General features: G+C 68.4%; 19 protein-coding genes. 12 read left to right on the top strand and 7 right to left on the bottom strand.

Annotation, left to right across the window (positions count from 1 at the left end):
• Nucleotides 1–584: CocE/NonD family hydrolase (locus tag DQP58_RS14365; RefSeq protein WP_114149356.1), on the bottom strand; the 584-nt coding region annotated here is incomplete at its 3' end.
• Between the two features lie 51 nt (nt 585–635).
• Nucleotides 636–1,223 carry a DUF3558 domain-containing protein gene (locus DQP58_RS14360; RefSeq protein WP_112709004.1) on the bottom strand — a complete coding sequence of 196 codons (588 nt, stop codon included), beginning with the start codon at nt 1,221–1,223 and terminating at the stop codon, nt 636–638.
• Between the two features lie 160 nt (nt 1,224–1,383).
• Here DQP58_RS14360 and DQP58_RS14355 point away from each other — a divergent pair, with 160 nt between their 5' ends.
• The 5 genes from DQP58_RS14355 to DQP58_RS14335 all read left to right on the top strand — a co-directional run bounded on the left by DQP58_RS14355 (nt 1,384) and on the right by DQP58_RS14335 (nt 6,490).
• The gene (locus DQP58_RS14355) at nt 1,384–2,361 is read left to right on the top strand and encodes a metallophosphoesterase family protein (protein ID WP_112709003.1); all 978 of its coding nucleotides are present in this window, start codon (nt 1,384–1,386) and stop codon (nt 2,359–2,361) included.
• Complete coding sequence (gene pptT / locus DQP58_RS14350) at nt 2,358–3,038, top strand: 4'-phosphopantetheinyl transferase PptT (protein ID WP_112709002.1); 681 nt, start codon at nt 2,358–2,360, stop codon at nt 3,036–3,038. The genes DQP58_RS14355 and pptT overlap by 4 nt, the downstream gene beginning before the upstream one ends.
• The gene (gene truB / locus DQP58_RS14345; protein WP_112709001.1) at nt 3,035–3,931 is read left to right on the top strand and encodes a tRNA pseudouridine(55) synthase TruB; all 897 of its coding nucleotides are present in this window, start codon (nt 3,035–3,037) and stop codon (nt 3,929–3,931) included. The genes pptT and truB overlap by 4 nt, the downstream gene beginning before the upstream one ends.
• Nucleotides 3,932–4,026: 95 nt before the next feature.
• Nucleotides 4,027–5,217, top strand: a complete 1,191-nt coding sequence (locus DQP58_RS14340) for a lipid-transfer protein (protein WP_112709000.1) — start codon at nt 4,027–4,029, stop codon at nt 5,215–5,217.
• 7 nt (nt 5,218–5,224) lie between these two features.
• Nucleotides 5,225–6,490, top strand: coding sequence for an acyl-CoA dehydrogenase family protein (locus DQP58_RS14335; RefSeq protein WP_112708999.1), 1,266 nt, complete (start codon nt 5,225–5,227; stop codon nt 6,488–6,490).
• Between the two features lie 16 nt (nt 6,491–6,506).
• On the opposite strand, the gene mntR is transcribed toward DQP58_RS14335, so the two are convergent.
• Nucleotides 6,507–7,211 carry a manganese-binding transcriptional regulator MntR gene (gene mntR / locus DQP58_RS14330; protein WP_112708998.1) on the bottom strand — a complete coding sequence of 235 codons (705 nt, stop codon included), beginning with the start codon at nt 7,209–7,211 and terminating at the stop codon, nt 6,507–6,509.
• A gap of 113 nt (nt 7,212–7,324) precedes the next feature.
• On the opposite strand from mntR, the gene DQP58_RS14325 reads away from it, so the two are divergent.
• Nucleotides 7,325–8,311, top strand: a complete 987-nt coding sequence (locus DQP58_RS14325) for a bifunctional riboflavin kinase/FAD synthetase (protein ID WP_112708997.1) — start codon at nt 7,325–7,327, stop codon at nt 8,309–8,311.
• Nucleotides 8,312–8,333: 22 nt separating this feature from the next.
• Here the strand turns inward: DQP58_RS14325 and DQP58_RS14320 are convergent, their stop codons facing one another.
• On the bottom strand, nt 8,334–8,819 hold the full coding sequence (locus DQP58_RS14320) for an SRPBCC family protein (protein WP_112708996.1): 486 nt from the start codon (nt 8,817–8,819) through the stop codon (nt 8,334–8,336).
• Between the two features lie 3 nt (nt 8,820–8,822).
• Nucleotides 8,823–9,164 carry an ArsR/SmtB family transcription factor gene (locus DQP58_RS14315; RefSeq protein ID WP_112708995.1) on the bottom strand — a complete coding sequence of 114 codons (342 nt, stop codon included), beginning with the start codon at nt 9,162–9,164 and terminating at the stop codon, nt 8,823–8,825.
• Between the two features lie 171 nt (nt 9,165–9,335).
• On the opposite strand from DQP58_RS14315, the gene rpsO reads away from it, so the two are divergent.
• The 4 genes from rpsO (at nt 9,336) to DQP58_RS14295 (ending at nt 14,673) form a co-directional block, all read left to right on the top strand.
• Complete coding sequence (gene rpsO / locus DQP58_RS14310) at nt 9,336–9,605, top strand: 30S ribosomal protein S15 (protein ID WP_007775081.1); 270 nt, start codon at nt 9,336–9,338, stop codon at nt 9,603–9,605.
• A 366-nt stretch (nt 9,606–9,971) separates the two neighbouring features.
• A complete protein-coding gene (locus DQP58_RS14305; protein WP_112708994.1) occupies nt 9,972–12,227 on the top strand; it encodes a polyribonucleotide nucleotidyltransferase in 2,256 nt (751 codons plus the stop codon).
• On the top strand, nt 12,205–13,587 hold the full coding sequence (locus tag DQP58_RS14300) for a M16 family metallopeptidase (RefSeq protein WP_240629820.1): 1,383 nt from the start codon (nt 12,205–12,207) through the stop codon (nt 13,585–13,587). Before DQP58_RS14305 ends, DQP58_RS14300 begins: the two co-directional genes overlap by 23 nt.
• Before the next feature lie 60 nt (nt 13,588–13,647).
• Nucleotides 13,648–14,673, top strand: a complete 1,026-nt coding sequence (locus tag DQP58_RS14295) for a nitronate monooxygenase (RefSeq protein WP_112708993.1) — start codon at nt 13,648–13,650, stop codon at nt 14,671–14,673.
• Here DQP58_RS14295 and ald read toward each other — a convergent pair.
• Nucleotides 14,670–15,785: an alanine dehydrogenase gene (gene ald / locus DQP58_RS14290; RefSeq protein WP_112708992.1), complete on the bottom strand. Its 1,116-nt coding sequence runs from the start codon at nt 15,783–15,785 to the stop codon at nt 14,670–14,672. The two genes, DQP58_RS14295 and ald, sit on opposite strands and share 4 nt — an antisense overlap.
• A gap of 90 nt (nt 15,786–15,875) precedes the next feature.
• Here ald and DQP58_RS14285 point away from each other — a divergent pair, with 90 nt between their 5' ends.
• Together DQP58_RS14285 and DQP58_RS14280 are read left to right on the top strand one after the other, a co-directional pair.
• Nucleotides 15,876–16,337, top strand: coding sequence for an SRPBCC family protein (locus tag DQP58_RS14285; RefSeq protein WP_112708991.1), 462 nt, complete (start codon nt 15,876–15,878; stop codon nt 16,335–16,337).
• 24 nt (nt 16,338–16,361) lie between these two features.
• Nucleotides 16,362–17,825, top strand: a complete 1,464-nt coding sequence (locus tag DQP58_RS14280) for a flavin-containing monooxygenase (RefSeq protein ID WP_112708990.1) — start codon at nt 16,362–16,364, stop codon at nt 17,823–17,825.
• A gap of 68 nt (nt 17,826–17,893) precedes the next feature.
• Here DQP58_RS14280 and DQP58_RS14275 read toward each other — a convergent pair whose 3' ends face one another.
• On the bottom strand, nt 17,894–18,544 hold the full coding sequence (locus DQP58_RS14275; RefSeq protein ID WP_112708989.1) for a TetR/AcrR family transcriptional regulator: 651 nt from the start codon (nt 18,542–18,544) through the stop codon (nt 17,894–17,896).
• Nucleotides 18,545–18,619: the final 75 nt, after the last annotated feature.

The raw sequence follows: 18,619 nt of genomic DNA, 5'->3' as shown, positions 1-18,619 counted from the left end.
GCCACCATGTCGCTCCAACCCAAAAAATCGTTGATCGCGAATGTGCCGGTGCCCCAGGTTGATTCGTTGAAGTCGTGTGGACCGACCACGATGACGGCGGTGGCCAGTTCCGGCGGGGGATCCTGCAGCAGGGCCCACTGGGTGAAGCCCAGATACGACATGCCGATGGAGGCGAAGCGGCCGGTGAACCAGGGCTGCTCGCGCAGCCAGCCGACGGTGTCGGCACCGTCGGCGACCTCGTGGGCCATCGGCTCGAAGACCCCGCCCGAGCCGAACGTCCCGCGCACGCTTTGCAACACGACGTGGTAGCCACGTGCCGCGTACAACGCGCCGAATATCAGCGTGAACGGGAACCCGCGCCCGTACGGGCCGCGGACCAGCAGGGTGCCGGAGGGCGACGCGGTCGCCGGTGCATAGTGGTCGGCCACCAGCTGCACCCCGTCGCGCATCGGCACGCGGACGCGCGCCACGGTGTAGTCGGTGGTCTCCGGCGGCAGGCCGAGCAGCCTGGCGGCGGCCTTGCCGCCCAGGTGTCGCAGGGTGTGCAGCACCGGCTGTGCGGGCCGGATCAACGTCGTACTCACGGTCCTCACATTAGGACCCGCTCAGCCGGCCGCGACGCGACGCGGCGCAAATCAGAACTTGTAATACGGCGCGAGGTCGTTGGCGCGCTGCACGTTGGTCTGCATGCAGTCGACCTCGGGATTGGAGTAGACCGTCGAGTAGTACAGCGCCTGCTGCAGCACGCCGTAGCTGGTCTTGAACGCGACCATGCAGGAGTAGAACCAGTAGCTGTTGTGGTACGTCGGCTTGAGCACCCAGTACTGCGCGGCGCGGTGGCCCGCGATCGTCGTCTCGACGGCGTCGGCGGGCAGCGAGGCCTCGTAGGTGCGCCAGATGATCGGCTCGACGGCCACCTGATAGTTGCCGGCGTCGAAGTGGCAGCGCAGCCCGTCTTCGTGTTCGGGCGGTGTGAAGCCCAGCCCGAGGCGCTGGATGACGTCGAACGGGATGTCCTCGCAGGCGTCGAACGGGCGCGGATCGGTGGTCGCCACGATAGGGCTTTTCATCGTGGTTTCCATCGGCTGGGCGGTCGAACGCAGCTCGACGGACCGATCGCCGCCGCCCGGTGTGGCCGGGGCGGTCAACAGGCCCACGGTGCCCCCGATGGCCGCTGTGAGCAGCGCACCCAGCGCCCCCATCAGACGAACATTGGCGAACACGACACCCCCTGACGTCCGCAGCGGACCTTTCCGGGGGAGTGTACAAGTACCGCGCGCGACGTCACAGGCAAACCTGAACTTGTTCTAACTCACCCCCTTGCGGCCGAAAGGACGCCCGCGAAAGGGGCGTGCCCCGGTCAAGTCGTTAGGGTGGTTATTCGTGGCTGGGCATACATCTGGGCGGGAATCGACCAACGGTGGGCAACCGACACTGTGGGCGGTGTCGGACCTGCACACCGGTCACCTGGGTAACAAGCCGGTCACCGAATCGCTGCATCCCTCGTCGCCGGATGACTGGCTGATCGTCGCCGGCGATGTCGCCGAACGCACTGACGAGATCCGCTGGGCTCTTGACCTGCTGCGACGGCGCTTCGCCAAGGTGATCTGGGTGCCGGGCAACCACGAGCTGTGGACCACCACCCGCGACCCGGTGCAGATTTTCGGCAAGGCCCGCTATGAGTACCTGGTCAACATGTGCGACGAGATGGGCATCGTCACGCCCGAGCATCCGTTCCCGGTGTGGACCGAGCGCGGGGGCCCGGCCACGATCGTGCCGATGTTCCTGCTCTACGACTACAGCTTCTTGCCCGACGGAGCCACGAGCAAAGCCGAAGGCCTGACCATCGCCCGCGAGCGCAACGTGGTCGCCACCGACGAATTCCTGCTCTCCTCGGAGCCGTATCCCACCCGTGAGGCGTGGTGCCGCGAGCGCCTGGAGATCACCCGCGCCCGCCTCGAAGAGCTGGACTGGATGACACCGACCGTTCTGGTGAACCACTTCCCGTTGGTCCGCGACCCCTGCGACGCCCTGTTCTACCCGGAGTTCTCGCTGTGGTGCGGGACCACCAAGACCGCCGACTGGCACACCCGATACAACGCCGTGTGTTCGGTCTACGGTCACCTGCACATCCCCCGGACCACCTGGTACGACGACGTGCGCTTCGAGGAAGTCTCGGTGGGCTATCCGCGGGAGTGGCGTCGCCGCAAGCCGCCCAGCTGGCTGCGCCAGGTGCTGCCCGATCCCCAGTACGCGCCGGGTGACCTGAACGACTTCGGCGGCCACTTCCAGATCACTCCCGAGATGCGGCAGCAGGCCGCGCAGTTCCGGGAACGGTTGCGGCAGCGGCAATCACGATGACGGGTGACATGCTGGTGTCCTCGGTGCTCCCGGCCGTGGACGGCCTGGCCTACGCGGAGGCGTACTCCGACCTGCCCGATCTCACGCCGTTACCCGAGGAGGAGCCGCTGATCGCCAGGTCGGTGGCCAAGCGGCGCAACGAGTTCGTCACCGTCCGCAACTGCGCCCGCATCGCGCTGGGCGAGCTGGGTCTGCCACCGGTCCCGATCCTCAAGGGGGAGAAGGGAGAACCCTGCTGGCCCGACGGCGTGGTGGGCAGCCTGACCCACTGCACGGGTTATCGGGGTGCGGTGGTGGGCCGCACCGACGCGGTCCGCTCGGTGGGCATCGACGCCGAACCGCACGACGTGTTGCCCGACGGAGTGCTGAACGCGATAAGCCTGCCGGCTGAACGCGCCGAGATCCCAGCGAGCCTGTCGGGTGACCTGCATTGGGATCGAATCCTGTTCTGCGCCAAGGAGGCGACGTACAAGGCGTGGTTTCCGGTGACCAGACGGTGGCTGGGCTTCGAGGACGCCCACATCGCGTTCGAGGCCGACGGCCCCGGCGCGACGACGGGCGGGTTCGTGTCGCGGATCCTGATCGACCCGGAAGCGCTGTCCGGCCCGCCGCTGCCCGAGCTACGCGGCCGCTGGTCGGTCGAGCGCGGGCTGGTGCTCACCGCGATTGTGCTATGACCGAAAGCCCCACAGGGCCCGGAATAGTCGTCGTCGACAAGCCGGCCGGGATGACCAGTCATGACGTGGTCGGGCGCTGTCGCCGGATCTTCGCGACCCGCAGGGTGGGGCATGCGGGGACGCTGGACCCGATGGCCACCGGCGTGCTGGTGATCGGGATCGAGCGCGCCACCAAGATCCTCGGCCTGCTGACCGCGTCCGCCAAGTCCTACACCGCCACCATCCGCCTGGGACAGAGCACGTCCACCGACGACGCCGAGGGCGAGCTGGTGCGCAGCGTCCCGGCGCGGCACCTCACCGGCGCGGTGATCGAATCGGCGGTGGGCGGCCTGCGCGGCGACATCGAACAGGTGCCGTCGACGGTCAGCGCGATCAAGGTGGACGGCAAGCGCGCCTACCGGCTGGCCCGCGAGGGCCAGGCCGTCGAGCTCAAGGCCCGGCCGGTGCGCATCGACCGGTTCGAGGTGCGCGACATCCGGGCCGGCGCCGGGAATTGTGTGGACCTCGACGTCGAGGTCGACTGCTCGTCGGGGACCTACATCCGGGCCCTGGCCCGTGACCTCGGCGCCACCCTGGGGGTCGGCGGGCACCTGACGGCGTTGCGGCGCACCCACGTCGGGCGCTTCGGGCTCGATCAGGCGTACTCGCTCGACGAGCTGGCGGAGCGGCCCCGGCTCAGCTACGGCCTGGACGAGGCCTGCCTGCTGATCTTTCCGTGCCGCGACCTGTCCGCCGAGCAGGCCGAGGCGACCGCCAACGGCCGGTCGCTGGCGCCGGCCGGGATCGACGGCGTCTACGCGGCGTGTGACCCCGACGGCCGGGTGATGGCGCTGCTGCGGGACGAGGGGTCGCGCACCAGGTCGGTGGTGGTGATCCGCCCGGCGACGCTGTAACCGCTGCAATGCTGTAACCGCCCCGGCCGAACGGTTGGTTGGGCTACGTTGCACACTGAGTGCCTAGACCGCCCACGGTTCGGAAGGGGACAAGGATGTCCAACAAGGTCTACGTCATCGGTGTCGGCATGACGAAGTTCGAGAAGCCGGGCCGCCGGGAAGGCTGGGATTACCCCGACATGGCCCGGGAATCGGGGACCAACGCGCTGGCCGACGCCGGCATCGACTACCGCGAGGTCCAGCAGGGCTACGTGGGCTACGTCGCCGGCGATTCGACATCCGGGCAGCGCGCGCTCTATGAGCTGGGCATGACCGGCATCCCGGTCGTCAACGTCAACAACAACTGCTCCACGGGTTCGACGGCGCTTTTCCTGGCGGCGCAGGCCATTCGCGGCGGCATCGTCGACTGCGCGATCGCGCTCGGCTTCGAGAAGATGCAGCCCGGTTCGCTGGGCGGCGGCGCCCAGGACCGCGAATCGCCGATGGCCAAGCACGTCAAGGCGATGGCCGACATCGACGAGTTCGCGATGCCCGTCGCGCCGTGGATGTTCGGCGCCGCCGGCCGCGAGCACATGAAGCAATACGGCAGCACCGCAGAGCATTTCGCCAAGATCGGCTACAAGAACCACAAGCACTCGGTCAACAACCCGTTCGCCCAGTTCCAGGAGTCCTACACGCTCGACGACATCCTGGCCGCGCGGATGATCTCCGACCCGTTGACCAAGCTGCAATGCTCGCCGACCTCCGACGGTTCGGGAGCGGCCATCCTGGCCTCGGAGAGCTTCGTCGACAGCCACAGGCTGGCCGCCCAGGCCGTGGAGATCGTCGGTCAGGCGATGACCACCGACTTCGCGTCGACGTTCGACGGAAGCGCCAAAAACCTCATCGGCTATGACATGAATGTTCAAGCCGCGCAACAGGTTTACGACCAGTCCGGGCTCGGGCCGCAAGACTTCCAGGTGATCGAACTGCACGACTGCTTCTCGGCCAACGAGCTGCTGCTCTACGAGGCCCTGGGCCTGTGCGGTCCCGGCGAGGCGCCCAAGCTGATCGACAACAACGACACCACCTACGGCGGGCGCTGGGTGGTCAACCCGTCCGGCGGCCTGATCTCCAAGGGGCACCCGCTGGGCGCGACCGGGCTGGCGCAGTGCGCCGAACTGACCTGGCAGCTGCGCGGCGCCGCCGACAAACGTCAGGTCGACAACGTCAGCGCCGCACTGCAACACAACATCGGGCTGGGTGGCGCGGCCGTCGTCACCGCCTACCAGCGCGCCGAGCGTTAGGGGCGCCATGATCGAGTGGTCCGAGACGGACCTGATGGTCCGGGATGCCGTTCGGCAGTTCGTCGACAAAGAGATACGCCCGCACCTGGACGAATTGGAAACCGGCGACATGTCGCCGTATCCGATCGCGCGCAAGCTGTTCAGCCAGTTCGGCCTCGACGCCATGGCCGCCGAGTCGGTCAAGAAGATGCTGGACCGCGAGCGGGCCAAGCTGAACGGCACCGCCGCCGCTGAGGAATCCAGCGAAAAGCCCGACGGGTCAAGCGGTTTCGGCGGGGGCGCCCAGGGATCGATGATCGCGGTGCTGGTGTCCGAGATCGCCCGGGTCAGCATCGGGTTGCTCAGCACCGCGTCGGTGAGCCTCGGCCTGGGCGCGGCGACCATCGCCAGCCGCGGGACGCTGGCGCAGAAGGAACGCTGGCTGCCCGAGCTGATGACGCTGGAAAAGATTGCGGCATGGGCGATTACCGAGCCGGACTCGGGTTCGGACGCGTTCGGCGGCATGAAGACCTACGTCAAACGCGACGGTGACGACTACATCCTCAACGGGCAGAAGACCTTCATCACCAACGGGCCCTGCGCCGACGTCCTGATCGTCTACGCCAAGCTCGCTGAAGACACCGCGGGCGACTCGGACCCGCGCAACCGCCGGGTGCTGGTCTTCGTGCTCGATGCCGGCATGCCGGGGCTGACGCAGGGCAAGCCGTTCAAGAAGATGGGCATGATGTCCTCGCCGACCGGCGAGCTGTTCTTCGACAACGTGCGGCTGGGCCCGGACCGGCTGCTCGGCGAGAGCGAACAGCACACCGACGGCGACGGCCGCGACAGCGCGCGTGCCAACTTCGCCGCCGAGCGGATCGGGATCGCGATGATGGCGTTGGGCATCATCAACGAATGCCACCGGCTGTGCGTCGATTACGCGAAGAGCCGCACACTGTGGGGTCGCAACATCGGGCAGTTCCAGTTGATCCAGCTCAAGCTGGCCAAGATGGAGATCGCCCGAATGAACGTGCAGAACATGGTCTTTCACACCATCGAGCGCCAGCAGGCCGGCAAGCCGCTGACGCTGGCCGAGGCGTCGGCGATCAAGCTGTACTCCTCGGAGGCGGCCACCGAGGTGGCGATGGAGGCCGTGCAGCTGTTCGGCGGCAACGGATACATGGCCGAGTACCGAGTGGAGCAGCTGGCCCGCGACGCCAAGTCGCTGATGATCTACGCGGGCAGCAACGAGGTTCAGGTCACCCACATCGCCAAGGGGCTGCTGGCCGATTGACGGGCGGGGCGCGCGGCTAGGCCGTCACCCAGATCGCCCGCGCGGCCGGGCTACCCAGATCGACCGTCGTCTCGGCGCCGTCGCCGGAATCGATGGCGACGGAGATCATGCCGGCGAATTCGCGCCGGGTCAGGACCCGCAGTCGGGAGTCGAGATTGATGCCGACGTCGGTGAAGTAACGCAGCATCTCGGGGTCGGCGTCGGAGATGCGGGCCACGGTCCCGGTGTCCCCGTCGTCGCACGCCCACAGCTGGCGGGCCGGCGGGGTCGGCACCTGCCCGTCGGAGGCCGGTATCGGGTCACCGTGCGGGTCGCGCTGCGGAAAGCCCAGCTTGGCGTCGATGCGGGCCACCAGGCGATCCGACACCGCGTGCTCGAGCACCTCGGCCTCGTCGTGCACCTCGTCCCAGGCGTAGCCGAGCTCGTTGACCAGGAAGGTCTCCAGCAGCCGGTGCCGGCGCACCATCTCCAGGGCCGCACGCCGCCCCGCCTCGGTCAGCGTCACCGCGCCGTATTTCTCGTGGTCGACGAGGCCCTGCTCGGCGAGTTTGCGAATGGACTCCGAGGCCGTGCTGGCCGACACCCCGATCTTCTCGGCCAGCATCTTGGTGCTGACCTTCTGCGGGGCGTCCTTGGGGGACCACTCCTGGGCATTCCAGATGACCTTCAGGTAGTCCTGGCCGACCGCGGTGATACCGCCACGCTCCTCGTCAGGCCTCACACCGAGAAAGTTTAGGCAACCCACGCCTAATCCGGCGTGTTCCCCGACACCATGGCGGCGGTTTGCCCCTTCCGATCTCCCGGCGGGCCACTGCGCGCCGTAGGCTGGCGGACGTGCAGCGGTGGCGCGGCCAAGACGAGATACCCACGGACTGGGGCAGGTGTGTGCTCACCATCGGTGTGTTCGATGGTGTGCATCGCGGCCACGCCGAGCTGATCGCGCATGCGGTGAAAGCGGCGCGCGCCCGCAACGTTCCGACGGTCCTGATGACCTTCGACCCGCACCCGATGGAAGTGGTCTATCCCGGCAGCCATCCCGCGCAGCTGACGACGCTCACCCGGCGCGCCGAGCTGGTCGAAGAGCTGGGCATCGACGTCTTCCTGGTCATGCCGTTCACCACCGATTTCATGAAGCTCACCCCCGAGCGCTACGTCCACGAACTGCTGGTGGAGAACCTGCATGTGGTCGAGGTCGTCGTGGGGGAGAACTTCACCTTCGGCAAGAAGGCGACCGGCAACGTCGAAACGCTGCGACGCGCCGGCGAACGCTTCGGGTTCGCCGTGGAATCGATGTCGCTGCTCTCCGAGCACCACAGCAACGAGACCGTGACGTTCTCGTCCACCTACATCCGGTCCTGCGTGGACGCCGGTGACGTGGTGGCGGCGATGGAGGCCCTGGGCCGGCCCCACCGGGTCGAGGGCGTGGTGGTCCGCGGCCACGGGCGCGGCGCCGAACTGGGCTTTCCCACCGCCAACGTGGCGCCGCCGATGTATTCGGCCATCCCGGCCGACGGCGTATACGCCGCCTGGTTCAGCGTGCTCGGCCACGGTCAGGGGGCGGGGGCCCCCGGGGCGATCGTCCCCGGCGAGCGCTATCAGGCGGCGGTGTCGGTGGGCACCAACCCGACGTTCTCTGGGCGCACGCGCACGGTGGAGGCGTTCGTCCTGGACACCGACGCCGACCTGTACGGACAGCACGTGGCGCTGGACTTCGTCGCCCGCATCCGCGGCCAGCACAAGTTCGACTCGATCGCCGACCTCATCGACGCGATGGGCAGGGACACCGAGAAGACGCGCATCACCCTCTCGGCCCAGGACTGATTCGAGGAGTCGCCGGGCGGCGTCAAGCGGCGATCAGGCCGTCGACCTGGTTGATGGCCGAAGAGGCGCCCTCGACGACGCCCATGTCCAGCACCTGCTGCAGCGCCTCGGCGGAGGAGTAGGTGCTCACGTAGGTCGCGCGAGTGCCGCCGTTGTGCTCGGTGAATGTGTACACATTCCTCGAGACCGGGAGGTCGGGGTTCGGGTTGAAGTCCAGGTCGGCGAAGCCGTCCAGGAAGGCGAAGCTCGTCGGTTCGTCCGCGGCCGTGATCTCCCAGTACCCGGCGTACTTCTGGCCGTCCGGTCCGGTCATGAAATACGTCGTGCGACTGCCGGGCGTGAGGCTGTGGTCGACGACGGTCGCCGGGTGGGACGGCGGGCCCCACACCTTCTCCAACTGACGAGGGTCGGCGTACACCTGCCAGATTCGGGCCACCGGCGCGGCGAAGTCCGCCGTGATGGTCAGCGTCAGGTTGTCCGGGTCGTGCTGGACGTCGGTCACGGGCATGGTTCAGTCCTCCTGGTTTGAGTCGGATGCGATGAGTTCGTCGACGCGGGCGATGCGATCCCGCCAGAGGGATTCGAGTTCGGTGAGCATCGCGGCCACCGACCGCACGGCCGCCACGTCACCGCTGGCCAGCTGCTCGCGACCGCTTCGTCGTTTGGTGAGCAGGCCGGCCTTTTCCAGCACAACGACGTGCTTCTGCACCGCGGCGAAGCTCATGTCGTACTTGACTGCCAATGCGGAAACCGAGTGTTCCCCGGCCAGGGTCCGGCGCATGATGTCACGCCGGGTTCGGTCGGCGAGCGCGTGGAACAGGGCGTCCACCCGGTCCTCCTGATCTACGGTCACCCGAGCAATATACAACCAAATGGTTGTATATTGTCAAGGGCGCGGCGCTGGCCTGCTATTTCGGTAGACGTCGCCGCCGCTGATAGACTCGCCAGCCGATACGGCGTGTGCTGCAGTCCGCGGCGGCCACGCACGAGATTTCTCGCGGCACCGATTGATGGAGTTAGTTTCGTGGCGCTTACAGCCGAGCAGAAAAAAGAAATCCTGGGCAACTACGGCCTGCATGGCACCGACACCGGTTCGCCTGAGGCCCAGGTCGCGTTGCTGACCAAGCGGATCGCCGACCTGACCGAGCACCTGAAGGTGCACAAGCACGACCACCACTCGCGCCGCGGACTGTTGCTGCTGGTCGGCCGCCGTCGCCGGCTGCTCAAGTACGTCGCGCAGATCGACGTCGAGCGGTACCGCTCGCTGGTCGAGCGGCTGGGCCTGCGTCGCTGACGCAGGCCTCACCGGGGCGTTCGCGGCCCCGCAAATTCCGAGCGATATGGCGGGTAGAGGTCGCCCGTGTAGAGTGAGGACGTTCTGGGCCGGTTCGGCCCGAGCAAACGGTGCGGTCACGCAGATCCGCGTGTGCCGTTCCAGCGTGTCACTACGCACGTTCGAGGGAGCAGCCAGTCTGCATCGGGCGGTCTTCGGTAGTGGCTGCCGGGCTCTCCGGATCTGGGGCAGGTCGGCCGCTTCGATCGATGGCCGTAGCCGTATTCAGACTCAGCGCCTCCCGCGGGTGACCCGTGGCCGTCAGGCCTGCGGTTCGCGCGTGGCCACGCGAAAAAGCTGAATACAAGAGAGGCCGTACGGACGTCCATGTCTGTCGCTGAAATTGAAGAGGGCGTGTTCGAGGCGACCGCCACCATCGACAACGGGAGCTTCGGCACCCGCACCATCCGTTTCGAGACCGGCCGGTTGGCCCAGCAGGCCGCTGGCGCCGTGGTCGCGTACCTCGACGAAGAGAACATGCTGCTGTCGGCGACGACCGCCAGCAAGAGTCCCAAGGAGCACTTCGACTTCTTCCCGCTGACCGTCGATGTCGAGGAGCGGATGTATGCCGCCGGTCGCATCCCCGGTTCGTTCTTCCGTCGCGAGGGCCGTCCCTCCACCGACGCGATCCTGACCTGCCGGCTCATCGACCGGCCGCTGCGCCCGTCGTTCGTCTCCGGGCTGCGCAACGAGATCCAGGTCGTGGTGACGATCCTGAGCCTGGACCCCAACGACCTCTACGACGTGCTGGCGATCAACGCCGCGTCGGCCTCGACCCAGCTGAGCGGGCTGCCGTTCTCGGGTCCCATCGGTGGGGTGCGGGTCGCGCTGATCGACGGCACCTGGGTGGCGTTCCCGACCGTCGAGCAGCTCGAGCGGGCCGTGTTCGACATGGTGGTGGCCGGCCGCAAGGTCGACGGTGACGTCGCCATCATGATGGTCGAGGCCGAGGCGACCGAGAACGTCATCGAGCTCGTGGAGGGCGGCGCCCCGGCGCCGACGGAAACCGTTGTGGCCGAAGGCCTCGAGGCCGCCAAGCCGTTCATCGAAGCGCTGTGTAGCGCGCAGGAGGAGCTGGCCGGGGCGGCCGCCAAACCGGCCGGCGAGTTCCCGACGTTCCCGGACTACGGTGACGACGTCTACTACTCGGTGGCCTCGGTGGCCACCGACGAGCTGGCCAAGGCGCTGACCATCGGCGGCAAGGCCGAGCGCGACGCGCGCACCGACGAGCTCAAGGCCGAGGTGCTCGCGCGCCTGGCCGAGACCTACGAGGGCCGCGAGAAAGAGGTCAGCGCCGCCTACCGGTCGCTGACCAAAAAGCTGGTGCGCCAACGCATCCTGACCGATCACTTCCGCATCGACGGCCGCGGCATCACCGACATCCGCGCGTTGTCGGCCGAGGTGGCCGTGGTGCCGCGGGCGCACGGCAGCGCGCTGTTCCAGCGCGGTGAGACCCAGATCCTGGGCGTCACCACGCTCGACATGGTCAAGATGGCCCAGCAGATCGATTCGCTGGGGCCAGAGACCTCGAAGCGCTACATGCACCACTACAACTTCCCGCCGTTCTCCACCGGCGAGACCGGCCGGGTGGGCTCGCCCAAGCGGCGCGAGATCGGGCACGGCGCCCTGGCCGAGCGCGCCCTGATCCCGGTGCTGCCCGGCGTCGAGGAGTTCCCCTACGCCATCCGTCAGGTGTCCGAGGCCCTGGGCTCCAACGGCTCAACGTCGATGGGTTCGGTCTGTGCGTCCACCCTGTCGCTGCTGAATGCCGGTGTGCCGCTGAGGGCGCCGGTGGCCGGCATCGCCATGGGCCTGGTCTCCGACGACGTCGAGGTCGACGGCCGCACCGAGCGCCGCTTCGTCACCCTGACCGACATCCTGGGCGCCGAGGACGCGTTCGGCGACATGGACTTCAAGTGTGCGGGCACCAAGGACTTCGTCACCGCGCTGCAGCTGGACACCAAGCTCGACGGCATCCCGTCGCAGGTGCTGGCGGGCGCGCTGGGGCAGGCCAAGGACGCCCGGCTGACCATCCTCGAGGTCATGGCCGAGGCCATCGACGCACCCGACGAGATGAGCCCGTATGCGCCGCGGGTCACCACCATCAAGGTCCCGGTGGACAAGATCGGCGAGGTGATCGGTCCCAAGGGCAAGGTGATCAACGCGATCACCGAGGAGACCGGCGCGCAGATCTCCATCGAGGACGACGGCACCGTGTTCGTCGGCGCCACCGACGGGCCCTCGGCGCAGGCCGCGATCGACCGGATCAACGCCATCGCCAACCCGCAGTTGCCGACGGTCGGCGAACGGTTCCTCGGAACCGTGGTCAAGACAACGGATTTCGGTGCCTTCGTGTCGCTGCTGCCCGGCCGTGACGGCCTGGTGCACATCTCCAAGCTCGGTAAGGGCAAGCGGATCGCGAAGGTCGAGGACGTGGTGAACGTCGGCGACAAGCTGCGCGTGGAGATCGCCGACATCGACAAGCGCGGCAAGATCTCGCTGGTTCTGGTGGAGGAAGACAGCTCGGCTCCCGCCGATGCTCCTGCGGCCGCACCTGCCGATGCCGCGACGGCGAGCAGCTGACTCGTCGACCGGGACGCGTCCCGGTCGGGCCGGCGAGTTACGCCGGGGCAAGGCCGCTGAGGCGGAATCGGCACCCCAGACCGCGCTGCGCCGCAGCACGCTGCCGGGTGGCTTGCGGGTGGTCACCGAATACCTGCCCTCGGTGCGCTCCGCGTCGGTCGGGGTCTGGGTCGGCGTCGGCTCGCGCGACGAAGGTGCGACCGTGGCAGGGGCCGCGCACTTCCTCGAGCACCTGCTGTTCAAGTCGACCCCCAGCCGCACGGCGGTGGACATCGCGCAGGCGATGGACGCCGTCGGGGGAGAGCTGAACGCGTTCACCGCCAAGGAGCACACCTGCTACTACGCGCACGTGCTCGACAGTGATCTGGCCCTGGCCGTCGACCTGGTCGCCGATGTGGTGCTCAACGGGTGCTGCGCGGCCAGCGACGTCGAGCTGGAACGCGACGTGGTCCTCGAAGAGATCGCCATGCGCGACGACGACCCCGAGGACGCCCTCGGCGACATGTTCTTGTCCGCGCTCTTCGGTGACCATCCGGTGGGCCGTCCGGTCATCGGCACCGCGCAGTCCGTGGCGTCGATGACGCGAAACCAGCTGCACTCGTTTCATGTCCGGCGCTACACGCCGGAGCGGATGGTGGTGGCGGTGGCCGGCAATGTCGACCACGACGAGGTGGTCGCGCTGGTGCGCCAGCACTTCGGGCGTCATCTGGTCCGCGGGCGCGACCCGATCGCGCCGCGCAAGGGGTCCGGCCGGGTCACCGGCCGTCCCGTCCTGATGCTGGGCAACCGGGACGCCGAGCAGGCCCACGTGTCGCTTGGCGTCCGCACGCCCGGGCGCGGCTGGGAGCACCGGTGGGCGCTGTCGGTGCTCAACACCGCGCTGGGCGGTGGCCTGAGTTCGAGGTTGTTCCAGCAGGTTCGCGAGCTGCGCGGGCTGGCCTACTCGGTGTACTCGACGGTGGACGTCTTCGCCGACAGTGGCGCGCTGTCGGTGTACGCGGCCTGCCAGCCGGAACGCTTTGCCGAGGTGATGGCGGTGACCAGCGGCGTGCTCGAATCCGTGGCGCGCGACGGCATCACCGAGTCGGAATGCCGCATCGCCAAGGGGTCACTGCGCGGCGGGCTGGTGCTCGGCCTGGAGGATTCCAGCTCGCGGATGAGCCGGTTGGGCCGCAGCGAGCTCAACTACGGCAGACACCGCAGCATCGAGCACACGCTGCAGCAGATCGATCGGGTGACCGTCGAGGAGGTCAACGCGGTGGCCCGCCGGCTGCTCGGGCAGCGCTACGGCGCCGCGGTTCTGGGCCCCTACGCCGCCAAACGGTCACTGCCCCAACAACTTCGGGCGATGGTAGGCTAGCTCAAATGTCCGCCTCCTCACCTGCGCCGTGCCGGCGCTCGCCGTCGACGGACTAGCCGAATGGTACTGGGCTTCTGGGACATCATGGTGCCCATCGTGGGCGCCCCCATGGCCGGCGGGCCCGGCACTCCCGCGTTGGCCGCGGCGGTGTCCAATGCGGGTGGCCTCGGTTTCGTCCCGGGCGGGCACCGCAGCGCCGAGCAGTTCGCCGACGACATCGCCGCGGCGCGCAAGGCCACCACCGGCCCGCTCGGGGTGAACCTGTTTGTGCCCCAGCCCAGCGTCGCCGACTGGGTGGCCCTGCACTACTACGCGGCCGAACTCGAAGAAATCGCCGAGCACTACCAGGTGGAGGTCGGTCACCCGCAGCACGGCGACGACGACGAGTGGGAGCAGAAGCTCGAGGTGGTGGCCGACGTCCGGCCCGAGTTGGTGTCGTTCACCTTCGGTGTGCCGCCGCCCGATGTGATCCGGCGGCTCGGCGCGCTGGGCCTGCTGGTGATGGTCACCGTCACATCGGCCTACGAAGCGGGAGTCGCCGTCGCGGCCGGGGCGGACAGCCTGGTGGTCCAGGGCCCCGCCGCGGGTGGGCACCGCGGCACGTTCGCCCCCGACATGGAACCCGCCAACGAGTCGCTGCACCAGCTCATCGACCGCATCCGGCACGCCCACGACGTCCCGATCGTCGCCGCGGGCGGGCTGGGCACCGCCGACGAGGTCGGGGCGGCGCTGCGCAGGGGAGCGGTGGCGGCCCAGGTCGGCACCGCGCTGCTGCTCGCCGATGAGGCGGGCACCAACGCGGCGCACCGCGTCGCCCTGAAGAACCCGCTGTTCGCCACGACCGTTGTCACGCGGGCGTTTTCGGGCCGCTACGCGCGCGGGCTGGAGAACGACTTCACCCGGATGCTCGATCACGTGGCGCCGCTGGGCTACCCCGAGGTCAATCAGATGACCTCACCGATCCGGGAAGCGGCCGCAGCCATGGAAGACCCCAACGGGATGGCCCTGTGGGCGGGGACCTCGTTCAAGAACGCGTGTGCCGGCCCCGCCGCCGACATCATCGCCCGCCTCGCAGCCACCAGTTAGCCCAGAACGCCGGCCGGCTCGGTGAACGGCAAGCCGAGATCGGTGGCCACCTGCTCGGACAGCAAGGCGCCGTCGTGCGTCGAAAGACCTTTCGCCAGAGCATGATCCGATCGGCACGCGGCCTGCCAGCCCCGGTCGGCGAGCGCCAGCACGTAGGGCATGGTCGCGTTGGTCAGCGCCACCGTCGAGGTCTTGGGCACCGCGCTGGGCATGTTCGCCACGCAGTAGAACACCGTGTCGTGCACCGCGAAGGTGGGATCATCGTGCGTGGTCGGCCGGGAGTCCTCGAAGCAGCCGCCCTGGTCGATCGAGATGTCGACCAGCACTGCCCCCGATTTCATCTGCGAGACAAGGGAATTCGAGATCAGCTTGGGCGCCTTGGCGCCGGGCAGCAGCACCGCGCCGATGACCAGGTCGGCGCGCTTGACGGTGCCCTCCAAATCGTAGGCCGACGAGTAGCGGGTGCGGATCTGCCCGCCGAACTCCGCGTCGAGCAGTCGCAGCTTGTTGATGTTGACGTCGAGAACCGTGACCGCCGCACCCATCCCGCCGGCGACCCGCGCGGCGTTGTAGCCGGCGGTCCCCGCGCCGACGACCACGACGTCGGCCGGTTTGACGCCCGGCACGCCGCCCATCAGCACCCCGCGCCCGCCGTGGGTGCGCATCAGGTGATAGGCGCCCACCTGAGCCGACAGCCGTCCGGCGACCTCGCTCATCGGGGCCAGCAACGGCAGCGTGCCGTCGGCGGTTTGGACCGTCTCGTAGGCGATCGACGTCGTGCCGGATGCCAACAGCGCCTCGGTGCACGCCCGCGACGCAGCCAGATGCAGGTAGGTGAACAGGATCTGGTTGCGCCGCAACAGGTCATACTCGGTCGGTACCGGTTCTTTGACCTTGAGCAGCAGATCGGTGTCGCCCCAGACCTGCTCGGCCGTGTCGGCCAGTTCGGCCCCGGCGGCCTTGAACTCGGCATCGGAGATCGCCGACCCCTCCCCGGCGCCGGCCTGCACCAGCACGTCATGGCCGCGGCGGGTCAGCTCGGCGACACCGGCGGGGGTGATGGCCACCCGAAACTCGTTGGTCTTGGTCTCGGTCGGTACGCCGACTCGCATGATCGCCCCTTGGTTGCCGGTTCACCGTCAAGTGTGAAGAAAGTTCGTGAGGGGCGCAAAAGCTGGGTGTTTGCTGGCTATGATCGGCGAATGAGTGACCCGTGCGTGACGGCCACCGTGCAGATCGAGGCCCGGCCCGACGAGGTGTACCGGCTCATCACCGACCTGCCCACGCTGGCCGAGCTGGCCGAGGAAGCGGTGGCGATGGAATGGCGCAAAGGCGACGCGGTGCGCCCGGGCGCGGTGTTCGTCGGCCACAACCGCAGCGGCAGCCGCCGCTGGAGCACCAAGTGCACGGTCACCGACGCCGAACCGGGTCGCCGCTTCGCATTCGACGTGAGCCACACCATCTTTCCGGTCGCCCGCTGGCAATACGACATCGTCGCGGCCGGCGGCGGATGTGAGGTCACCGAAAGCACCTGGGACCGCAGGCCCGGATGGTTCCGCAAGGTCGCCGGCAAGGCCACCGGCGTCAGCGATCGGGTGACCGCCAACACCGAGCACATCCGGCTCACCCTGCAGCGCCTCAAGCAGCGCGCCGAAACCGACTAGCCCACGAACCACCGGAGTCTTTCGATGACGCGACGCGACCCCGCCGTAGCCGTCATCGGGGCGGGCATGTCCGGACTGTGCGTCGCAATCGCCCTGCTGCGCAACGGTATCAGCGATGTGGCCGTCTATGAGAAGGCCGACGAGGTGGGCGGCACCTGGCGGGACAACACCTATCCGGGGCTGGTCTGCGACATCCCCTCGCGCATCTACCAATACAGCTTTGCCCGAAACCCCGACTGGTCGCACCTGTTCTCGCCCGGCGGCGAAATCCAGGCCTATTTCCGCGGCATCGCCGACCGTTACGGGTTGCGGGAACGGATCCGGTTCGGCACCGAGATCGTCCACGCCCGTTTCGACGACGGCCGCTGGGCGGTGCGCACCGCTGCCGGGGAGGAATTCAAGGTCGACTTCTTGATCTCGGCCACCGGCGTGCTGCATCACCCGCGACTGCCAACAATACCGGGTTTGGATGCCTTCGGCGGCAACGTGTTTCACTCGGCGCGCTGGGATCACGGCGTCGACGTGCGCGGGCGCCGGGTCGCGGTGGTCGGCAACGGGTCGACGGGCGTGCAACTGGTGTGCGGGCTGGCCGGGGTGGCCGGCCACGTCACGCTGTTTCAGCGCACGGCGCAATGGGTGCTGCGGCTGGCCAACCCGCGCTACAGCGGCTTCACCGGGATCACCCGGCGCAAGATGCCGTGGCTCGACGGGTTGGCGTACCGCATCTACAGCCTGAGCTACGACTACTTCGCCGTCGGACTGACCAAGCCGGGCCTGCGCCGCAAGATCATGGCAGCGCTGTGCCGCGCCAGCCTCTGGGAAATCCGCGATCCCGAGTTGCGGCGGGCCCTGACCCCCGACTACACGCCGGCCTGCAAACGACTGGTGATGTCGAACGGCTTCTACCGGGCGATGCAGCGCGACGACGTCGAGCTGGTGACGGCGGGCATCGACCATGTCGAAGAGCGCGGCATCGTCACCGCCGACGGAGTCCTCCATGAGGTGGACGTCATCGTGCTCGCCACCGGATTCGACACCCACGCGTTCTTCCGGCCGATGGAGCTGATCGGGCGTGACGGCATCCGCGCCGACGACGTCTGGCGCGACGGGCCGCGGGCCTACCAGACCGTGGCGCTGTCCGGCTTCCCCAACTTCTTCATGATGCTGGGGCCGCACAGTCCGGTGGGGAACCTGGCGCTGACGACGGTGGCCGAATCGCAGGCCGACCACATCGCGGGCTGGATCGAGCGTTGGCGCCGCTGCGAATTCGACACGGTGGAGCCGACGGCCGCGGCGACCGAGCGTTTCAACGCGACACTGCGCGCCGCGATGCCGGACACCGTGTGGACCACCGGGTGCAGCAGCTGGTACCTCAACAAGGACGGCCTGCCCGAGGTGTGGCCCCTCACGCCGGCCGAACACCGCCGGATGCTGGCGAACCCCGACCCCGGCCAGTACGACCTGCGCCGGCACGCCGCGGCCCGCTGAAGACCCGCGCCAAAGAACCCAGTACCGGCGGTTTCGTTGTCGTCATCGACGCCTGAGGCGGCGGTGCCCTAGGGCCGGGACTGCTCGAGGTAGGCGGCCAGCGCGTTGGTCAGCCCCCGGCGCGCCATGTCGAGGTCGGCGTAGGAACCCAGCTGACGTTCCGACACCAGCCCGCGCATCGCGCCGGGGATCAGGGCGGCGACCTCGCGGACCCGATCCGGATCGACGGCCAAATCGGCGAACGCGTGCTGGCAGGTTTCCAGCCAGCTCTTGCCCCAGGAGAACAGCTCGGCGGCCGTGCGCGGGTAAAGCCGCTCGAGCTCTTCGGGATCACGCGGCAGCGCGGCCCGCAGGTTCTCGATCGCGCGAGAATCTGGCGAGGCCAGGCCGCGGTAGAGGGTGTCGATGATGGCGCCGACACGCTCGCGCAGCGGGGCGTCCGGCGATACCGGTGTCGACAGCGTGGAAAAGGTCGCGGCACGCCGTTCGGCGGTGCGGTGCAGCACCGCGGCCCAGAACCCGTCGGTGTCGCCGAACTGGTACTGCACCGCGCCCCAGGTCGCGCCGATGTCCTTCGCGATGCGGTTGGCCGACACAGAGCCGGGCTCACCGGAGGCCAGCGAGCGCAGCGCGGCCTCGAGCATGCTTTCGCGAGTCGCGTGGCCCCGTCGATTCGGGCGCCGGCCCGCGACGCCGGCCGCGCTGCTCTGAGGGGTCATTCGCCGATCTTATCCATCGCGGCCGGGTCCGACGATAGTTTCATAGAGGGTACTTTCATTTTGACGACGCCGCGG

Source organism: Mycobacterium colombiense (assembly GCF_003284975.1).
In the GTDB taxonomy this organism is placed as follows: domain Bacteria; phylum Actinomycetota; class Actinomycetes; order Mycobacteriales; family Mycobacteriaceae; genus Mycobacterium; species Mycobacterium europaeum_A.
The sequence above is the reverse complement of the archived record's forward strand: the minus strand, read 5'-3'. Positions and strand labels throughout refer to the sequence as shown.

What these genes read in the sequence shown, in the direction of transcription:
- DQP58_RS14305 (WP_112708994.1), top strand. Translation starts at nt 9,972, where the DNA reads ATGTCTGTCGCTGAAATTGAAGAGGGCGTGTTCGAGGCGACCGCCACC.
- DQP58_RS14320 (WP_112708996.1), bottom strand. Translation starts at nt 8,819, where the DNA reads ATGCCCGTGACCGACGTCCAGCACGACCCGGACAACCTGACGCTGACC.
- DQP58_RS14285 (WP_112708991.1), top strand. Translation starts at nt 15,876, where the DNA reads ATGAGTGACCCGTGCGTGACGGCCACCGTGCAGATCGAGGCCCGGCCC.
- ald (WP_112708992.1), bottom strand. Translation starts at nt 15,785, where the DNA reads ATGCGAGTCGGCGTACCGACCGAGACCAAGACCAACGAGTTTCGGGTG.
- pptT (WP_112709002.1), top strand. Translation starts at nt 2,358, where the DNA reads ATGACGGGTGACATGCTGGTGTCCTCGGTGCTCCCGGCCGTGGACGGC.
- DQP58_RS14295 (WP_112708993.1), top strand. Translation starts at nt 13,648, where the DNA reads ATGGTACTGGGCTTCTGGGACATCATGGTGCCCATCGTGGGCGCCCCC.
- DQP58_RS14340 (WP_112709000.1), top strand. Translation starts at nt 4,027, where the DNA reads ATGTCCAACAAGGTCTACGTCATCGGTGTCGGCATGACGAAGTTCGAG.
- DQP58_RS14300 (WP_240629820.1), top strand. Translation starts at nt 12,205, where the DNA reads ATGCCGCGACGGCGAGCAGCTGACTCGTCGACCGGGACGCGTCCCGGT.
- DQP58_RS14280 (WP_112708990.1), top strand. Translation starts at nt 16,362, where the DNA reads ATGACGCGACGCGACCCCGCCGTAGCCGTCATCGGGGCGGGCATGTCC.
- truB (WP_112709001.1), top strand. Translation starts at nt 3,035, where the DNA reads ATGACCGAAAGCCCCACAGGGCCCGGAATAGTCGTCGTCGACAAGCCG.
- DQP58_RS14335 (WP_112708999.1), top strand. Translation starts at nt 5,225, where the DNA reads ATGATCGAGTGGTCCGAGACGGACCTGATGGTCCGGGATGCCGTTCGG.
- DQP58_RS14275 (WP_112708989.1), bottom strand. Translation starts at nt 18,544, where the DNA reads ATGACCCCTCAGAGCAGCGCGGCCGGCGTCGCGGGCCGGCGCCCGAAT.